At 60.9% G+C, this 18122-nt stretch carries 16 protein-coding genes and 4 pseudogenes; 12 read left to right on the forward strand and 8 right to left on the reverse strand.

Features of this window, described 5'->3' with window-relative positions:
* Positions 1-59: 59 nt before the first annotated feature.
* Together istA and istB are read left to right on the forward strand one after the other, a co-directional pair.
* Positions 60-1580 (forward strand): IS21 family transposase, encoded by a 1521-nt coding sequence (istA, locus tag ACEXP3_RS23410; protein ID WP_377299610.1) that lies wholly within the window; start codon positions 60-62, stop codon positions 1578-1580.
* Entirely contained in the window at positions 1570-2364 is a 795-nt protein-coding gene (istB, locus tag ACEXP3_RS23415) for an IS21-like element helper ATPase IstB (RefSeq protein ID WP_377299594.1), read from the forward strand. Before istA ends, istB begins: the two co-directional genes overlap by 11 nt.
* Before the next feature lie 73 nt (positions 2365-2437).
* On the opposite strand, the pseudogene ACEXP3_RS23420 reads toward istB, so the two are convergent.
* Positions 2438-2611 (reverse strand): annotated as a pseudogene (locus tag ACEXP3_RS23420) (short-chain dehydrogenase/reductase); the annotation flags it as partial.
* A 93-nt stretch (positions 2612-2704) separates the two neighbouring features.
* Here ACEXP3_RS23420 and ACEXP3_RS23425 point away from each other — a divergent pair.
* Positions 2705-3370 (forward strand): annotated as a pseudogene (locus tag ACEXP3_RS23425) (AraC family transcriptional regulator); the annotation flags it as partial.
* 173 nt (positions 3371-3543) lie between these two features.
* Positions 3544-3912 (forward strand): thiol-disulfide oxidoreductase DCC family protein, encoded by a 369-nt coding sequence (locus tag ACEXP3_RS23430; protein WP_377299595.1) that lies wholly within the window; start codon positions 3544-3546, stop codon positions 3910-3912.
* Positions 3913-3943: 31 nt separating this feature from the next.
* On the opposite strand, the gene ACEXP3_RS23435 is transcribed toward ACEXP3_RS23430, so the two are convergent.
* Positions 3944-4447 carry a hypothetical protein gene (locus ACEXP3_RS23435; RefSeq protein WP_377299596.1) on the reverse strand — a complete coding sequence of 168 codons (504 nt, stop codon included), beginning with the start codon at positions 4445-4447 and terminating at the stop codon, positions 3944-3946.
* 90 nt (positions 4448-4537) lie between these two features.
* On the reverse strand, positions 4538-5128 hold the full coding sequence (locus tag ACEXP3_RS23440) for an IMPACT family protein (protein WP_377299597.1): 591 nt from the start codon (positions 5126-5128) through the stop codon (positions 4538-4540).
* A gap of 111 nt (positions 5129-5239) precedes the next feature.
* On the opposite strand from ACEXP3_RS23440, the pseudogene ACEXP3_RS23445 reads away from it, so the two are divergent.
* A pseudogene (locus ACEXP3_RS23445) lies at positions 5240-5479 on the forward strand (IS6 family transposase); the annotation flags it as partial.
* Positions 5480-5490: 11 nt separating this feature from the next.
* Here ACEXP3_RS23445 and ACEXP3_RS24740 read toward each other — a convergent pair.
* The 3 genes and pseudogenes from ACEXP3_RS24740 to ACEXP3_RS23450 form a co-directional block, all read right to left on the reverse strand.
* Positions 5491-5850 (reverse strand): hypothetical protein, encoded by a 360-nt coding sequence (locus tag ACEXP3_RS24740; RefSeq protein ID WP_508436205.1) that lies wholly within the window; start codon positions 5848-5850, stop codon positions 5491-5493.
* A gap of 19 nt (positions 5851-5869) precedes the next feature.
* Entirely contained in the window at positions 5870-6157 is a 288-nt protein-coding gene (locus ACEXP3_RS24745) for a hypothetical protein (protein ID WP_508436206.1), read from the reverse strand.
* Positions 6142-7553 (reverse strand): annotated as a pseudogene (locus tag ACEXP3_RS23450) (error-prone DNA polymerase family protein); the annotation flags it as partial. The gene ACEXP3_RS24745 and the pseudogene ACEXP3_RS23450, both read right to left, overlap by 16 nt.
* 161 nt (positions 7554-7714) lie before the next feature.
* Here ACEXP3_RS23450 and dinB point away from each other — a divergent pair.
* Complete coding sequence (gene dinB, locus ACEXP3_RS23455) at positions 7715-8794, forward strand: DNA polymerase IV (RefSeq protein WP_377299598.1); 1080 nt, start codon at positions 7715-7717, stop codon at positions 8792-8794.
* A gap of 359 nt (positions 8795-9153) precedes the next feature.
* On the opposite strand, the gene ACEXP3_RS23460 is transcribed toward dinB, so the two are convergent.
* Positions 9154-9300: a DUF1127 domain-containing protein gene (locus tag ACEXP3_RS23460; protein ID WP_377299599.1), complete on the reverse strand. Its 147-nt coding sequence runs from the start codon at positions 9298-9300 to the stop codon at positions 9154-9156.
* A 206-nt stretch (positions 9301-9506) separates the two neighbouring features.
* Positions 9507-10742 carry an ROK family transcriptional regulator gene (locus tag ACEXP3_RS23465; protein WP_377299600.1) on the reverse strand — a complete coding sequence of 412 codons (1236 nt, stop codon included), beginning with the start codon at positions 10740-10742 and terminating at the stop codon, positions 9507-9509.
* A gap of 151 nt (positions 10743-10893) precedes the next feature.
* Here ACEXP3_RS23465 and ACEXP3_RS23470 point away from each other — a divergent pair, with 151 nt between their 5' ends.
* The 6 genes from ACEXP3_RS23470 to ACEXP3_RS23495 all read left to right on the forward strand — a co-directional run bounded on the left by ACEXP3_RS23470 (position 10894) and on the right by ACEXP3_RS23495 (position 17701).
* Positions 10894-12498: an FGGY-family carbohydrate kinase gene (locus ACEXP3_RS23470; protein ID WP_377299601.1), complete on the forward strand. Its 1605-nt coding sequence runs from the start codon at positions 10894-10896 to the stop codon at positions 12496-12498.
* Positions 12499-12601: 103 nt separating this feature from the next.
* Positions 12602-13615, forward strand: coding sequence for a substrate-binding domain-containing protein (locus ACEXP3_RS23475; RefSeq protein ID WP_377299602.1), 1014 nt, complete (start codon positions 12602-12604; stop codon positions 13613-13615).
* A 181-nt stretch (positions 13616-13796) separates the two neighbouring features.
* The gene (locus ACEXP3_RS23480; RefSeq protein WP_377299603.1) at positions 13797-14783 is read left to right on the forward strand and encodes an ABC transporter permease; all 987 of its coding nucleotides are present in this window, start codon (positions 13797-13799) and stop codon (positions 14781-14783) included.
* The gene (locus ACEXP3_RS23485) at positions 14783-15577 is read left to right on the forward strand and encodes an ATP-binding cassette domain-containing protein (protein WP_377299604.1); all 795 of its coding nucleotides are present in this window, start codon (positions 14783-14785) and stop codon (positions 15575-15577) included. Before ACEXP3_RS23480 ends, ACEXP3_RS23485 begins: the two co-directional genes overlap by 1 nt.
* Before the next feature lie 52 nt (positions 15578-15629).
* Complete coding sequence (locus ACEXP3_RS23490; RefSeq protein ID WP_377299605.1) at positions 15630-16661, forward strand: beta/alpha barrel domain-containing protein; 1032 nt, start codon at positions 15630-15632, stop codon at positions 16659-16661.
* A complete protein-coding gene (locus ACEXP3_RS23495; RefSeq protein ID WP_377299606.1) occupies positions 16658-17701 on the forward strand; it encodes a carbohydrate kinase family protein in 1044 nt (347 codons plus the stop codon). Before ACEXP3_RS23490 ends, ACEXP3_RS23495 begins: the two co-directional genes overlap by 4 nt.
* The last annotated feature ends 421 nt before the right edge of the window (positions 17702-18122 follow it).

An 18122-nucleotide genomic window follows, 5' to 3' on the forward strand; every position in this document is an offset into this window, starting at 1 on the left:
TGAGCCATGTGAACCTTCCCCCCAACGCGGTGAGCGACGGGGGCAACGGAGTGATCCACATGGGGCTTTTAAACATCATCCGTCGGATGGCGCTGCGCGAGAAGCAGTCGATCCGGGAGATCAGCCGGCGCACCGGGCTGTCGCGCAACACGATCGCGAAGTATTTGAACGCGGGTACGGTCGAGCCGACGTTCACGGTTCCGGAACGACCAAGCAAGCTTGATCCTTTTGCCGACAAACTGGGGGCCTGGCTGAAGACGGAGGCCGGGAGGTCGCACAAGCAGCGTCGAACTCTGAAGCAGATACATGCTGATCTGGCCGCCCTCGGCTTTACCGGCTCCTATGGTCGGGTTGCGGCTTTCGCCCGTGATTGGCGGACTGAGCAGCAGAAAGCGGGCCGCGGCATATTCGTTCCGTTATCCTTCCGCCCAGGCGAAGCATTCCAGTTCGATTGGAGCGAGGACTATGCCGTGATCGGGGGCGAGCGGACGAAGCTGCAGGTCGCGCATATCAAGCTGTCGCACAGCCGGGCGTTTCTGGTCAGAGCCTATCTTCTGCAGACCCACGAGATGCTCTTTGACGCCCACTGGCATGGCTTGCATGTGTTGGGCGGCGTCCCTACTCGCGGCATCTACGATAATATGAAGACGGCGGTTGATCGTGTCGGCCGGGGAAAGGAGCGTCAGATCAATATCCGCTTCCTCGCGATGACGAACCACTACGTCTTTGCCCCTGAGTTCTGCAATCCTGCTGCAGGCTGGGAGAAGGGACAGGTCGAGAAGAACGTCCAGGATGCCCGGCCACGTTTGTGGCAACAGATGCCGGACTTTCCAGATTTGGCGGCGTTGAATGTCTGGCTGGAACAGCATTGCCAGGAACTGTGGCAGGAGACGCCGCATGGCACCTTGCCCGGCACGATCGCCGATGTCTGGGCTGATGAACGGGCAGCATTGATGGCGCTCCCCGCCATGTTTGATGGCTTCGTTGAACAGAGCAAGCGCGTCTCGCCGACATGTCTGATCACCTTTGAGCGTAATCGCTACAGCGTACCTGCGTCGTTTGCGAACCGGCCCGTCAGCCTGCGGATTTATCCAGAAAGACTGGTTGTTGCAGCCGAGGGCAATATCCTTTGCGAGCACGTCCGGATCATTGAGCGGAGCCACGACAAGCCGCCGCGAACGGTTTACGACTGGCGGCATTACCTTGCTGTCATCCAGCGCAAACCCGGAGCACTTCGCAACGGTGCACCCTTCATGGAATTGCCGCAGGCCTTCACACAGTTGCAGGACCAGATGCTGCGTCGCCACGGCGGCGATCGTGAGATGGCCGAGATCCTCGCCTTGGTTCTCCATCACGACGAACAGGTGGTGCTGAGGGCTGTGGAGCTGGCTCTGGATCAAGGCGTGGCGACAAAGACGCATGTGCTGAACCTGCTGCATCGGCTGATTGACGGGAAGACGACTGACGGCCCTGACATCGATACGCCGCAGGCGCTGACGCTGGCTCGCGAGCCCAAGGCCAATGTCGAACGATACGACGGCTTACGCGCCCGGATCGCAGGAGATCGCCATGCGTCATGATCCTGCAAGTGCTGCCGTCGTCATCATGCTACGAAGCCTGAAGATGTATGGCATGGCCCAAGCGGTCACGGACCTTATCGAGCAAGGAGCCCCGGCCTTCGATGCGGCCGTGCCGATCCTGTCTCAACTGCTGAAGGCCGAGATGGCCGAGCGCGAGGTCCGCTCCATCGCTTATCACATGAAGGCTGCCCGGTTCCCGGCCTACAAGGACATCTCCGGCTTCGACTTCGCCGCCAGCGAGATCAACGAGGCCACCGTGCGCCAGTTGCACCGGTGCGAGTTCATGGATGGGGCACAGAACATCGTCCTTATCGGTGGGCCTGGCACCGGCAAAACACATGTCGCGACCGCTCTGGGTGTTCAGGCAATCGAGCATCATCGCCGGAAAGTCCGCTTCTTCTCGACCATCGAGCTGGTCAATGCTCTCGAACAGGAGAAGGCCAAGGGCAAGGCAGGTCAGATCGCGGAGACCCTGGTTCGTCTCGATCTACTCATCCTCGATGAACTGGGATATCTGCCGTTCAGCGCCTCGGGCGGAGCACTGCTCTTCCACCTGCTGAGCAAGCTCTACGAGCGGACCAGCGTCATCATCACCACTAACCTCAGCTTCAGCGAGTGGGCAACCGTCTTCGGCGACGCCAAGATGACGACGGCTCTGCTCGATCGCCTGACCCACCGTTGCCATATCTTGGAAACCGGCAATGACAGCTTCCGCTTCAAGGCCAGCTCGGCCGCAGCAGCACAGAAAAGAGGAGAGAAAGCCAATCCCTTGACCAAAGCCTGATCAGAAAACCATAATTAGAGGTGGCTCACTTCTCGGTGGAAAAACCGGCTCAGTTCCGCGTGGAAACCAACACGGTGACGTCACAGAGGACCGCGTGAAGTGTCGGCAGCGTCTTTGACAACCTGTCACGCGACGCTTCGGAGCGGATGATCCCGATGACCTTGTGACCGGCTTCGATTGCTGCGGTGGCAATCGCCAGCCGGAAGCCCGAGTTCGCCCCGGTGATGAAGAAGGTCTTTGGCGACATGACTGAAACTCCTTGATTGAAGATCGAAATGACAGATAGTCTACAGATCGCGTCAATTCTATTGCGTATGCTTTCAAAACATTGCCAAATCCTATGAACCACAAAAAGCCGCTCTCCGCCCATGACCAGCTTGTCGTCCTGGCCGGCCAACTCGCGCCTCGTCTTGGGTATAATCAAACTGCGCTCGGCTGTGTCCGGATCCTCCGCACCGAGGCAATGCTGAATGACATTCCGGTTCTTTATAAGCCAGGGGCCATCTTCGTCTTGCAGGGGAGCAAACACGGCATACTGGATGGGGAAATCTACCTCTACGACGAGGACCACTATCTTGCCGTTTCGGTACCCGTCCCTTTCCGGATGACGTCGACAGCCAGTCCGCAGAGGCCGCTGCTTGCGGTCTATCTGGAGTTCGATATGCAGATGGCAGCCGAGATAGCCATGCAGGTCGAAAGGTTTGCCGGTCCTACGAGTGCCACGCCGAGAGGGCTTGCCTCGAGCAGAATGGATAACAGGATCGAAGACGTCCTGCTGCGCTTGCTGATGGTGCTCGACAGCCCGGTTGAGGTCGCAGTCCTTGGAGGCTCAACCCTGCGTGAACTGCATTACTGGGTCATGTCAGGCCCTCAAGGCGGCGCATTGGTTGCGGCCCTGCAGCGGAAGGGGACTTCGGGGAAACTGGTCGCGAGCTTGGCGTGGCTACGGGAAAATCATGGTTCAGAAATCGCCGTTGCGGATCTGGCTATAGATACAGGCATGAGTTGGTGGGCTCGACCTTGTCGGCAACGGCTTCGATCGGTCACACGCAAGGATAGCCGTTGAACCCTTTCGGGCTATCGGTGTTGGAACCACTGTGGTCCAAGCCGCTGAAGCCGGCGTAAGCTCACATAAGCAGCATTTGTATGTGTGCCGCAGCCGAAGAGAGGATAAGCCGCATGGGCGAACAGCCACCCATGACTGTCTGGTTCGATAGCCAATGTCCCCTTTGCGACCGGGAGATCGCCTGGCTGCGCCGCCTCGACCGGCAGGGGGCTATCCGTTTCGTCGATGCCCACGATCCCGCCATGACATGTCCAATTGATCGACGGGAGATTCTGTCGCGCTTCCACGCCCCGAAAAACGGGCGCCTGCTGTCGGGCGCAGCGGCCTTTGCGGCTATGTGGCGGGCAATCCCCAGGTTAAAGGCACTAGGTATGCTGGCGGGGTGGCCACCGCTCACGCCGCTCTTCGAAGCAGCCTATCTGGTGTTTCTTCGAATCCGACCAAAACTTCAGAGGATGTTTCGAAGAGCAGAAAGGAGCTAATCCAACTCCTTGTGGTTCGCAGTCACTCCCGTCAGCTGCGTTTCAGATCCAGCTGCGTCGTCACCACGGACTTGCCGGAGCTCGGATCCTTGTCGATGGTGCGGATACGAAGACCGTTCTCGCCCACCTTCTGGATGGTCATGGTCGCCTTGCGGTCACCATAGATTTCGTTGGCCCAGGTCACATCCAGGTTAATGGTATTGCCGCTGCGGCTGCCTCTCAGCGTCGAGGGTTTGCCGGAAACGCCCACATAGGTTCCGGCATAGGAGGTTCCGGATGCCTTGACCCGGGCGTTGAAGCTGCGCGTCACCACCACAAGCGCACGGCAGGATCCATCCATGGAATAGCTTTGGGCTGATGCCATGGACTGCATGTTGCAGGAGACATTGACTTTGGGTCCTCCAAGCTTCTGCAAAACGATGCCGCCGCCGGTCCACCGGCCTTCGATCGATTTCAGAAAGGCTTCCTCAGAGGCAAACGCCACAGCGGGCGCCAGCATCGCAAAGGCAGTCACAGCAGCAAAAAGACGACGCATGGGAGGCTCCAATTGGTTGATGGACCACAACACGCCAGCCTTTCTAACGTTCCGCCGCCCACGTTTGCATTACGCAGGCCATCTTCCCCGTCAACGATCGTGATCTTCAAACACCGCCCGGCCCGCTGTCAGATCGGTCACCAGCGCAATGGTATCTGCAGCGTAATCCGTCGGCACCCGCACATCCAGTCTGGCGCCAGTATCCGTGAAGACTTCAGAAACGATCTGGCTATCCGCGATGGCAGAGAGCCGCGACTTCACCACTGCCAGATCCGAAAAGTGCAATGTGACCGGTAGCGCAGTCATGGCGATGAGGCGGGTCTTTGGGGCGAGCCGCAGACACTCCGCTGCTGTGCCGCCATAGGCTCGGATCAGCCCGCCGCTGCCAAGCAGCGTGCCGCCAAACCAGCGCGTCACCACCACGGCTACGCGATCTAGGTCCTGCCCGTCGATGGCCTGCAGGATTGGCTTGCCGGCCGTCCCGCTCGGTTCGCCATCATCATTGAAACGATAGCTTGGACCCAGTCGCCAGGCCCAGCAATTATGGTTGGCATCGCCATGGCTGGCTTTTGCAATGAAGGCTTTGGCCGCCGCTTCGTCCGAAACAGGGGCGGCAATGGCGACAAAGCGGCTGCGCTTGATCTCCTGTTCCGCGGTGTAGACGTCGCTGAGGGTAAACATCAGAGCCATTTAGCGAAGGTGGAGAAAGCTGGGAAGTGGTTTAATCGACAACAGGACGCGACGGCATCGTAAAGTTAACCTGTCGGCGCTCGACCTGTGCGATCTTTCAGCATGAGCCAAGTCGCTCGTGATCGCCTTTACCGCCGCCATCGGTTTCCAGCTGAAGTGATTGCCCATGCCGTGTGGCTCTATCTTCGTTGGCCTCTCAGCCTGCGTATGGTCGAAGATCTTTTGGCGGCGCGTGGGATCGTGGTTTCGCACCAGACCGTGCGTCTTCGGGTGGAGAAATTCGGCAGGCAGTTCGCCAACGATATCCGGAGGCGATCCGTTAGTAGGCTCAGCGACAACTGGTGCTCCCCAACTCACTGAAAATTCCGACTTTTCACCTTCAGCGTATTGATGTGGAGGTCAGGTACATAAATTTCACGTGCCTTGACGCCCATCGGGGGCCGCTCGCGGCTATCCGGGCTGCCTGGCGATCCGTGGGCAAACTCGTCACCCCGCCCTGTTGGCACCCGGAATGTATCCCGCTCACCAAGGCTTGCCAGATCGCTGGTCAGATCGAACATCCGTTGCGCCAACAGATGCACGACGCCGCCTTCGCGCTGGATCTTGCCGTTGATCGCCATCATTGAGGATCCAAGCACGACGCGTCGTTGCTTTTCGAATAGGCTTGGCCATACAACGATATTGGCGACGCCCGTCTCGTCCTCGACGGTCATGAACATGACGCCCTTGGCGCTACCCGGCTTCTGACGCACGAGAACCAGACCCGCCGTCATCAGCCCAGCGACCGTCGCGCGCCGATGTCGCCTCGGCGCAGGTGACGATATTTCGGCGAGCAAGATCCTCGCGCAGGAAGCTGACCGGATGGGCACGCAGTGTCACGCCGGTATGGCCATAGTCCTCGACGACATTGGCTCCCTCGGTCATCTGCCGAAGCGACACGTCCGGTTCCTGCTGCTCGGCGATCACCGCCCGCTCTCGATCGGCAGCCGCTGCAAACAGAGGAAGCGGCTCATCGCGCAAGTGGCCGGGTCCTCCTGCTCGATGGTCGAGAGATCAAGCTTCACGCCCTTGTGCTCTTCCAGCAATGCAAAGCCCTTGGCCATGCAGGTCAACATGCCCAAGGCCAGCACGTCCACCTTCATGAACTTGAGCGCCTCGATATCGTCCTTGTCCCATTCGATCGTTTGGCGATCCTCCATCCGGGCCTGCTCGATCGGCACCAGTTCGTCGAGGCGGTCATTGGTCAGAACAAAGCCGCCGGGGTGTTGGCCGAGATGACGCGGAGCCCCCATCAGCTGCTCCGCCAGTTCCAATGTCAGCCGCAGGCGGCGGTCGGACATGTTCATGTTCAGCTCGTTGACCTGTTTTTCACCGACGCCCTCCTTGCTCCAGCCCCAGACACCTGAAGACAGCGCCGTGATCATGTCTTCGGGCAGGCCGAGCACCTTTCCGACATCACGAAGCGCACCCTTTGCCCGGTAGCGGGTGACGGTCGCGCAAAGGGCAGCCTTCTGCCGGCCATATGTCTTGTAGATCCACTGGATTACCTCTTCGCGTCTGGCATGTTCAAAATCGACGTCGATGTCGGGCGGCTCGTTGCGCTCTTCCGAGATAAAGCGCTCAAACAGCAGATCGTTTGCGGCCGGATCGATCGCAGTAATCCCCAGCACGTAACGGACGGCGGAATTAGCGGCGCTGCCACGACCCTGGCAGAGGATACTCTGAGATCGCGCAAAGCGGACGATGCTGTAGACGGTCAGGAAGTAAGGGGTATAGTCGAGTCTGCGGATCAGGTCGAGTTCGTGATTAAGGGTCTTCGCCACATCATCAGGAACACCCTCCGGGTAGCGATTGCGCACACCCTCCCAAGTGAACTTCTCCAGTGTCTGCTGCGCCGTCAGTCCGGGGATGATCGCTTCCTCAGGATATTGGTATGTCAGCTCGCTCATGTCGAAGCGACAGCGATCGACAATCTCGCGGGTACGGGCGAGCGCTCCGGATAGCGGCTGAACAGCCGGTGCATCTCCTCGGGCGGTTTTAGAAAGCGATCGGCGTGCCGTTCGCGCAAGAAACCGGCCTGATCGATGGTGGTGCGATGGCGAATGCAGGTGACGACATCCTGCAATTGCCGCCTACCCGGCTCGTGAAACAGCACGTCATTGGTGACAACAGGTCGGACCTTGTGCCGGATCGCCAAAGTGTTGAGCTCGTGCAGTCGCAACTGATCATTGGGCCGCCGGCGCAGCGTCAGTGCCATGTAGGCGCGGTCGCCAAATATCTCCTTCACCTTGCGCAGCTGGACAGCGCAGGCATCATCGGCCTCGTCGGGGATTAGAACGGCGAGCAGTCCCTCTGCATAAAGGGCGACATCCGACAGATCGAGGATGCAATTTCCTTTGCCGCCCCTCTCCTTGCCCCCTTGCTGCCAATATGCTGGTGATCGTGCCGCCTCAGCCCAAGGGAACTGCAGATGATGAAGGTCTGTTGCTGTGATCATCGGCCACCGCCGCAACCAACACAACCAAGCGCCCCAACGCGACGCGCCGACTTGGCCGCGCCACTTCGTGAGCCGAACCGATGGATAGCGCACCTATGCGCAAAATCATCCATGTCGACATGGATGCCTTTTATGCCTCGGTCGAGCAGCGCGATAATCCCGACTTGCGCGGACGACCACTGGCCGTCGGCGGATCCGCCGCCCGTGGCGTCGTTGCAGCAGCAAGCTACGAGGCAAGGACCTTAGGCGTGCATTCGGCCATGCCGTCGGTGACAGCCAAGCGCAAATGCCCTGATCTGATTTTCGTGCCCCCGCGCTTCGAGGTTTATCGGCAGGTCTCGCAGCAGATCCGGGAGATCTTTGCGGACTATACACCGCTGATCGAGCCGCTTTCACTCGATGAGGCTTATCTCGATGTGACCGAGAACCTGAAGGGCATGGAGATCGCAACCGAGATTGCATTGGAGATCAGAGCGAAGATCAAGGCCGTCACTGGACTCAACGCATCGGCCGGTATTTCCTACAACAAATTCCTGGCCAAGATGGCGAGCGACCTGAACAAGCCGAACGGCCAGGCGGTCATCACGCCGAAGAACGGCCCAGGCTTTGTTGAGGCCCTCCCCGTCAAGAAATTCCATGGGGTGGGACCGGCGACAGCTGAGCGGATGAAACGGCATGGCATGGAGACCGGGCTTGATCTGAAATCGAAGTCGCTTGCCTTCCTTCAGCAGCATTTTGGAAAGTCTGGTCTGTATTTCTACGGCATCGCGCGCGGCATAGACGAGCGGCAGGTCAGGCCCGACCGGATCCGCAAGTCCGTTGGCGCCGAAGACACGTTTGTCGACGATATCGATGATCTCGATCTCGCCAAAGCCGAACTGCGGCCATTGGCCGAGAAAGTCTGGAGGTATTGCGCGGCGCACGACATCACGGGGAAGACCGTGACGGTCAAAATCAAATATTCGGATTTCAGCCAGGCGACGCGCAGCAAAACCCTCTCTGGCCCTGTGTTGGATCTCGACATGGTGCTGGAGATTGCTGAGATCCTGATCGCCTCGGTCTTCCCGTTCAAACGGCCCGTGCGGCTACTGGGGATCACTTTGTCATCGCTGAACACCGAAGAGAGTGAGCAGACACCGCAGCTGGTTCTTGGCCTTTGATGCGACGGCCCTGAAAACGAAAAAGCCCGCCGCGGGAGGAGGTGCGGCAGGCTTTCCGAAATCATTGAACAGCGGCCGGGAGGAGGAGTGCCGATGTTCTGACAGACGCCCCATGGGAGGAGGAGTGGGCCGTCCGAGGTCGAAGCTCTGCGGGAGGAGGTGCATCGCTTCGGTGAAAACAAGATACCAAATCTCAGCGCACATTAAATGGACTTTGCTGCACTGCAGCCATGCACAAAACGCAGGCCCCTCCTCCAGAGGAGAGAAATCTTTCATTCAGCACTTCGGGGCGTGCCAAATACAAAACGCCCGCGTCTTCGGCGGGCGTAGTGTCATCAGTATGGGCAGGAAAAGGCCGCTTAGCGAGCGACCGACTGGCGCGCAATGTTGTCGATGTCAGCGCGATCGATACCCAGGTCCTGCAGTTCGCGCGAGCTCATGCGGCCGAGTTCGGTAACGGTCTGACGGTACTTGCGCCAGTTGTTGAAAGAGCGTGCTACGTTCATGATGATCCCCTTTCATGAGGTCTCTTGACGCCAGCAACCTTGCCTTGGTTCCAACGTCGTTTCGATGATTGGAATATAGGCTCTCGGCCAACGGGCGATAAGGCACAAGGTCTCAGGTCGGCCATGCGTCCACGGCATGGGTCCACTCAAAGGATTAGCTGAAGGTGGCAATCAGGCTCGGAGGCATTGAGGCGCTTGACGGGAGGTCAGCCTCTGGATTTTGGCCTTCGCTGCTTCTGCTCTAAGCTCGATGCCCGTGCAAGCAGTTGATGGACCTTGGCCGGCGCATAGAGATCATCCAGCAGCAGATAGGCTGCGCCAAAAAGCGCCGTGTCCTCATGGACGGAGGAAAGTGTAATTGTGAGTTCGCGCGTGGCAAGGGGAAGACAGCGTTGGTAAACCAGTTCTCGGATGCCTGACAGCAGGGTTTCTCCCGCCCGCGCCAGGGTTCCGCCGATAACGATCACGCCCGGATTGAGAATGCTGACGGCATCGGCAATGACTTCGCCGATGATTCGGCCAGCCTCTCGCACCAGCATCAGTGCCTCAGGCTTGCGCTGCTCGACGAGATCGATGACATCGCGGGCTGTTTCGGTGTGGATGCCGCGCTGCGTCAGGTCGCGGGCGATCGCCCAGCCCGCGGCGCGGGCCTCCACGCAGCCGAACTTGCCGCAGCGGCACAGCGGCGCGTCGTTGGACACGAACTGGATATGACCGATATCGCCGGCCGCCCCTTGGGCGCCGCGAAACAGGCGTCCGCCGGCAATCATGCCGCTGCCGATGCCCGTGCCGACCTTGACGAACAGCATGTCGTCCTCGGCCGGCATCCGATGCTTCTGCTCGAAGACCGTCATGAGGTTCACGTCATTCTCGACGAAGACTGGAACCCCAAAGCGTGCACCGAGCCAGCCGATGATATCGAAATCGTCCCAGCCCTGCAGAACGGAGGGGCCAGCGACACGACCGCGCTTAAAATCCACCGGGGTCGGTAGGCTGAGGCTGATGCCGAACAGGAGCCCGCGCCCGCCGTCCGCTTCTGCCGCCAGGGCCTGAAAGGCGCTGGCGATCGCCTCCAGCGTTGCCTCTGGGCCGGCCGGAAGCGCAAAAGGCACGGTTGCATGGGCAAAGATGGCCGGTGACAGGTCCATGGCCGCCAGATGGATATGGGTCTCGCCGATATTGGCCACCAGTACGAAGCCGCTTGCGGGATTGATCTCGAGAATGCGTGTCGGGCGCCCGCCGCTGCGCAGCGTCTCCTCGGTTTCGCGCACGAGGCCGTGCGCCAGCAAGGCCGCCAGCCTCTGCGTCACCGTCACCCGCGAAAGGCCCGAGGCCTTGAGCAGTTCGGCGCGCGAGGCGGCGCTCTGTGACGCGATCAGTGACAGAATGGCCCCAGCCCCTTCCAGCGACGGCAGACCACGCCGACCTTCGTGCATTTTCATCCCGATCTCCCCTGATAGACAGGCTGTAGCGCGAAGCCCGGCGAAGATAAAGCGTTACGCGGTAAATTCACATCTTATGTAAAGAAAAATACATAACCTATTGCACTCGACGCGCTTGCCTGTACCCTTTGCGCTGTTTGCGGGAGGCATCATGGCGACCTATCTCATCGGACTGGATTTCGGCTCGGAACAGGCACGCGGCGTGCTGGTGGATGTGGCGACAGGCGCCCAGGTCGCCGATCATGTCCATGCCTATCGTCATGGCATCCTGAACGATACGCTGCCCGATGGTCGTCCACTACCGGCCGGTTTTGCGCTTCAGGTGGCGGATGATTACCTGGAGGCGGCACGCGCTATCCTGTCGGCCATAGGGCGCGGCCGCGTGGTGGAGGGGATCGGGGTCGGATTTACCGCCAGTTCACCGCTTCCCGCCCGTGCCGACGGCACGCCCCTGTCACGCCTTCACCCCGAGGCCCCCCATAGTTATGTCAAGCTGTGGAAACACAATGCGCAGGCCTATGCCGATGCCATCACCGCCTCCCATGGGGCGTCGCTTGAAAACTTTGGCGGCAAGGTGTCGGGGGAATGGCTTCTGGCCAAGGCAGCCCAACTGGCCGCCGAGGCGCCGGATCTCTGGGCGCAGACGGATCGCTTCATCGAAAGTGGCGACTGGCTGGTCTGGCAATTGACGGGCCGTGAGCGGCGCAGCCTGGGCTTTGCTGCCTACAAGGCGCAATATGCGCAGGGTATCGGCTATGTTCAAGGCGTCGTGCCGGGTCTGGCAAGCCGCCTCTCGCAGCCTTTGCCCGTTGGCTCCCCTGCGGGTGGCCTGTCGGCCGCATGGCGCGAGCAGACGGGCATTCTGGGCTCCGCCAGCGTGGCCGTTGCCGTGATTGATGGGCATGTCGTCCTGCCGGCCATTGGTGCGGTGTCGCCCGGCTGTTTCGTCGGGGCCTTGGGCACATCGGCCGCCTATCTCTATCTGTCGGATGTCGAACGGCCGCTTCCGCCTGGCATCGAGGGGATGGCCTTCGATGGTTCGGTGCGCGATCTCTGGTGCTATGAGGCGGGTCAGCCGAGTTTCGGTGACACGCTGGCCTGGTTCGCCAGAACCTTTTCGCGCGGGGAGAGCCTGGAGGAGAGCTTCCAGGTCTACAATGCCGAAGCCGCAAAGCTTGCGCCCATGGCTGGGCGGCTCGTAGCGCTCGACTGGTGGGGCGGCAACCGCGTGCCGTTTGCCGATGGCAATCTCAGCGGCCTTCTCGCCGGCCTGACGCGTCAGACGACATCGGCCGAAATCTATCTCAGCCTGATGGAGGCGCTCTGCTTTGGCGCGCGGGCTGTGTTTGATCTTTTCCGCCACAACGGCCTTGTGCCCGAGCGCGTGCTGATGGCAAGTGGCCTCGCCCGCGCCAATCCACACCTCATCCAGATCCTTGCCGATGTCCTCAACCGACCCATCGATGTCCCGCAGATGGACCATGCCACGGCCGTCGGAGCAGCGATCCACGGCGCGGTCGCCGCCGGCACCGTTTCCACCTATGCCGAAGGGGCCAACCGATTTGGCGCACGCCAGATCGCACGGATTTTGCCGCGGCTGCCCGCTGTCGAACTCTATGAAGCAGGCTATGGCATCTATCAGGCGCTCGCGCGTCAGGACACAGTGCACGACGCCCTGCATGCTCTGCGCGCACTGCCTGCGCTTCCGACTCCTTTTTTGAAAGAAAATATACAAAAGTCTGCTTTTCGTGTTTGACAATAGACCTATCCGGTGTCCTAATCCCCTCAGCCTTTGAGGAGAGGCGGGCCGCATCGAAGCTGGGAGGCTCGGCGGCGTTTTGGAACTTTGGGAGGAATTCATGTTGCAGAATTGCAGTCGCACCCGCGTGCGCGCCCATGGGCTCAAGCTCGGCGTTGCCGCGCTTGGTCTTGTCATCGGCGCCTCGTTCGGCGCCGGACAGGCCGCCGCCGAGGACGTCATTGTCGGCCTCGTCACCAAGACCGAGGTCAATCCCTTCTTTGCCAAGATGCGCCAGGCGGCCGAGGCGCGCGCCAAGGAAAAGAAGGTCAAGCTCATCGCCCGCGCCGGCAAGTTCGACGGCGACAATGAGGGCCAGGTGGCTGCGATCGAGGATCTGATCAGCGCCGGCGCCAAGGGAATTCTCGTCACGCCGAACAATTCGTCCGGCATGCTTGGCGTCATCAAGAAGGCCCGTGCTGCGGGCGTTCTCGTCATTGCGCTCGATACGGCAACCGATCCGGCCGATGCCGTGGATGCGACCTTTGCGACGGACAATTTCGAGGCTGGCGTCCAGCAGGGCACCTATGCCCGCAAGGCCATGGGTGACAAGAAGGCTGTGGTGGCCATGCTGGATGGCACGCCAGGTGGCACGGTCGATACATTCCGCCACGACGGCTACCTCAAAGGTTTCGGCATCAAGGCCGGCGACCCCTCGATTGCCGGTGCCGCCATTACTAACGGGGCGCAGGACAAGGGCCAGGTGGGCATGGAAAACCTTCTTTCCAAGAATGGCGACATCAACGCCGTCTACACGATCAACGAGCCGGCCGCGGCCGGCGCCTTTGCCGCGCTTAAATCCTTCGGCAAGGAAAAGGACGTCATGCTGACCTCGATCGACGGCGGCTGCGCCGGCGTGCGGGATGTCAAGGATGGCAAGATCGCGGCCACCGTCATGCAGTTCCCATACAAGATGGCCTCCATGGGGGTTGATGCCGTTGTGGAATATGCCGCGACCGGCAAGAAGCCGAGTGGCTTCGTCAACACCGGCTCCTTCCTCATCACCGACAAGCCGGTCCAGGGGCTGGAATCCAAGGACACCGCCTGGGGCCTCAAGAACTGCTGGGGCGACTGATCCGCTTCCTCCCGGCGGGATCACGTTTCGCTGCTGCCGCCCTTTCCCGCTGCTCCGATCCGGCGGGAAAGACCGGCACGGATCGTGATCCCTGCCGGAGGGGCGCCGCCCGTCCCCGGTTGCCCGCCGTGCCGCCGATCGTGGCAAAGCGGCGTGCGGCATCTCCCAGCACGAGGTATCCATGAGCACCGTCATTCCCTCTTCCCCCGAGCCGAAAGCGAGCTTGAAGGCGCGCATCCTCGGTACGCCGTCGGCAGGGCCCTTCCTTGTCCTCCTGGCGTTCGGCCTGATCTTCGCGCTCACCAATCCGCGCTTCCTTGCCACCCACAATCTGTCGATCATCCTGCAGCAGACCGTCATCATCGGCGTGCTCGCCATCGGCCAGACACTTGTCATCCTGACGGCGGGCATTGATCTTGCGGTCGGTGCCATCTGCGTGCTCGGCACCATCATTGCCGGCAAGATGGTAAATCTCGGCTATGATCCGGTGCTTTCCATGGGCTTTGCCATTCTGGTCTGCACCGCGGCCGGGCTTTCCGCCGGAAGCCTGATCAGTGCGCTGAGGCTTCCGCCCTTCATCGTCACGCTCGGCATCCTCGGCATTCTGACGGCCGCCCTGCGGCTGATTTCCGCCGGCGGCGCCTTTGCAGTGCGTGATCCCTTCCTCGCCTGGACCGGCAACACGCTGAAGCTCGGCGGCTTCGTTTTAACCTATGGCGTCCTGATCATGGTCGCCCTCTACGCTATCGCCTGGTACCTGCTCAACGAGACCAAGTGGGGCCGCCACGTCTATGCCATCGGCAACAGTCCGGAGGCTGCCCGCCTCGTCGGCATTCCGGTGCGCCGGCATCTCCTGTCGGTCTATCTGGCCGCCGGTCTCATCTACGGGATCGGCGCCTGGCTGGCGCTTGGGCGTATCCCCAATGCCGATCCCAACGCCATGCAGACCGCCAACCTGGATTCCATCACGGCCGTGGTCATCGGCGGCACCAGCCTGTTCGGCGGCCGCGGCGGCCTCATCGGCACGCTGATCGGCGCCCTCATCGTCGGCGTGTTGCGAAACGGACTGACACTAGCCGGCATCGACCCGCTCTGGCAGGACCTCGTCACCGGCATTCTCGTCATCATTGCCGTGGCGCTCGACCAGATGTCCCGGAGGAGGAACTGATGTCGGATGTAAATACTCTCCCGGCCACGGCCGACGCATCGGCGCCCATCGTGCTGGAGGCCCGCAATGTCATCAAGACCTATGGCCATGTCACAGCACTTGCAGGCGTCGATTTCGAACTGCGTGCCGGCGAAATCCTGGCCGTGGTCGGCGACAATGGCGCGGGAAAGAGCACGTTGATCAAGGCGCTGACCGGCGCGTTGCACCCGACCAGCGGCGAGATCCTGCTCGACGGCAGGCCGGTAAACTTCAAGGGGCCGCTCGATGCCCGCCATGCCGGCATCGAAACCGTATACCAGGACCTCGCCATGGCGCCGGCGCTTGATATTGCCTCCAACCTGTTTCTCGGCCGCGAACTGCGTACACCCGGCCTTCTGGGCCAGGTGTTTCGCCGGCTCGACAAGACGCGCATGCGCGAGGAAGCCCGGCGCGCCATGAGCGAGCTGAAGTTCCGCCTTCCTTCCATCGACAATCCGGTGGAATCCCTGTCCGGCGGCCAGAGGCAGGGGGTTGCCGTTGCGCGTGCTGCCCTCTTTGCCCGCAAGCTGGTCATCATGGACGAGCCGACGGCAGCCCTTGGCGTGCGCGAAACCGGGCAGGTGCTGGAACTGATCCGCTCAATCCGCGAGCGCGGCCTCGCCGTCGTCCTCATCAGCCACAACATGCCCAACGTTTTCGATATCGCCGATCGCATCCACATCATGCGTCTCGGCCGACGGGCCGCCGTCGTCACCCCGAAGACCCATTCCATGAACGATGTCGTCGCCATCATGACCGGCGCCGCCACGGCCTGAAGCGCCTGTCTGCCTTTGCGGATCGCGCACCCCCACGAACGGAGCCTCATCCATGTATCGTCTCGACCAGAAACTTTCCCGCATCCGCGCTGGCCAGTATACCCGCTCGGATTTCATCATTGCCGATGCCAAGGATGGCGACATGGGGCCGAGCATGACCTCCTGCGGCCCGAAGCGCGAAAAGGACGGCAGTTTTACGCGCCATTACACGCGGCCGGAATTTCTCGACAACATCCGCGCCGTCATCCGCCAGGATATCGTCGATATCATGCTGACCTCGGCCTCCAACATGGAAGCCTTGATCGACAGCGGTGCCTATCGCGACAGTGCGGTCAAGCCCGCCATCCGCGCCAATGATACGACCGATGTCTGGGTATGCCGTGGTGCCACCTACGCCAAACAGGCGTCGCGGCCGTTTCGCACCGCCTCGCTGTCGCGCGTCAAGACCGGAACGATCGATCCCGCGCCCGGCGCTCCGATGACCGGCACCGACCTTGGCCTCTACTCGATCACTTTCAACAATGACCTGACGCAGGATTACGCAGCCCTCGAAGCCTTCCATGCCTTCCGCGAGGATGCCGCCCGCAACGGCTTCAAGTATTTCCTCGAAGTGTTCAATCCGAACGTCGACAGCGGCGTGCCGGCAGACGTGCTGCCGCATTACGTCAACGACGTCATGATGCGCTGCCTGGCCGGCGTGATGAAGGCCGATCGGCCGCAGTTCCTGAAAATTCCCTTCAACGGCGCCAAGGCCATGGAGGAACTGGCATCCTACGATCCATCGGTGATCGTCGGCGTGCTGGGCGGCGGCGCCGGCACCACGCGCGATTGCTTCGAACTTCTGTCCCAGGCAGAGCGTTTCGGAGCGCGGGTGGCCTTGTTTGGACGCAAGATCAACCTTGCCGAAGATCCGCTCGCCATGGTGCGTTTCATGCGCGAAGTGGCTTCCGGCACGATCTCGCCCTCAGAAGCCGTCAAGGCCTATCACGATGCGCTTGCCAAGGCGGGCATTACGCCCAATCGCACGCTGGACGCCGACAATGAGGTGACCGAAGCCGTCCTGAAGCCGGAGCAGAGCAGATGACACAGGCACGGCGCGGATTCTTGACCGGCGGAACCTGGTGCGTCGATTACAACCGCAGTATCAGCCATTGGCCCGAGGAGGACGGCATTGCCGAACTGTTCGAGGAAGAGCGTCATGGCGGCGGCCCGAGTTGCAATCTGGCGCTTGACCTGAAGCGCCTCGATCCGTCGATCCCGGTCGAGACCATCGGCCTCGTCGGGGACGATGACAACGGGCGCTACCTTTTGGGCGTCGCGCAGGAGGCCGGCATCGATACCCGCCAGATGGCCGTCTTGCCGACCGGTGCCACACAATACTGCGATGCCTATGTGTCGCGCAGCTCGCACCGACGCACTCATATCTTTCATGCCGGCACGGGTGCCTCCCTGACGCCAGACCATTTCGATTTTTCGACCACTCGCATGCGCTTCCTGCATTTAGGTCTGCCCGGCGTCCACAAGACGCTGGACAGTCCGTGGCGAGACGAGCCGAACGGCTGGGTGGCGGTGCTGAAGAAGGCGCGCGCGGCCGGACTTCAGACCAATCTGGAACTTGCCAGCATCGACAGCCGGCGCATGGCAGCGCTTGTGGCGCCCTGCCTGCCGCATCTCGATTACCTTGTCGTCAACGATGCCGAGATCGGCGCAATTGCAGGCGTTGAGACCGTGTCGGCGGCAACAACGGACAGGGCGGCGTGCGAACGGGCGGCGCGGGCGGTGCTGGAGCGCGGCGCCATGAGAATGGTCGCCGTCCACTGCCCGGCCTTCGCCCTGGCCGTGCTGCGCGGTGCGGACACTGTTATCGTGCCGCCTGTTGCCATTCCTGCCGATGAAATCAAGGGAGCAAATGGCGCGGGCGATGCCTTTGCGGCCGGCCTTTTGTACGGGATACACGAAGGCTGGGACATTGCCGATTGCCTTCGCCTTGCCCACGCCACGGCCGCTGCATCGCTGCGGAGCATATCGACGACGGGATCTGTCGTCGGCTGGCAGGACTGCCTTGCGCTAGCGCAAAGCTGGGGACAAGCCGCTTTTGCAGTCAAGACCGCGCCCATGGAATAAGATGTTGATCGAGGTGAATGGTCGGACAGATCAGGAAACGGGCGATGACTGGAAACTGTAACCGCTACTGGATCAGATCGACATGAAACCGATCAGGTCACAGACGCTGCAGCCTATGATAGCGATTTATCCTACACGTTTTTCCTCCCCGTACCAACTTCACTCGACCTTGAAATTTGATCCCGGTACAATTCCAACCAGAGTTTTTAGCGCCCGCAGCCTGAGAGTGGCCGCAAATCGTGGTGCTATCGATCATGTGCTGCCAGTCATCCGTCACCCCCACCCCGACGAGGGTTCTAGAGTCTGTCAACGGGAAATTCGGACGCGGATCGCTGATCCCGGCCTAGGGGTTGTGGGGATTCACAAATCAGCGCGAATGTGATTCACACTTTGGATGGATCGTTTTGTACTGACAGACGCC

Origin of the sequence: Neorhizobium fuzhouense (assembly GCF_042611105.1) — a bacterium.
GTDB classification, from domain to species: domain Bacteria; phylum Pseudomonadota; class Alphaproteobacteria; order Rhizobiales; family Rhizobiaceae; genus Neorhizobium; species Neorhizobium galegae_A.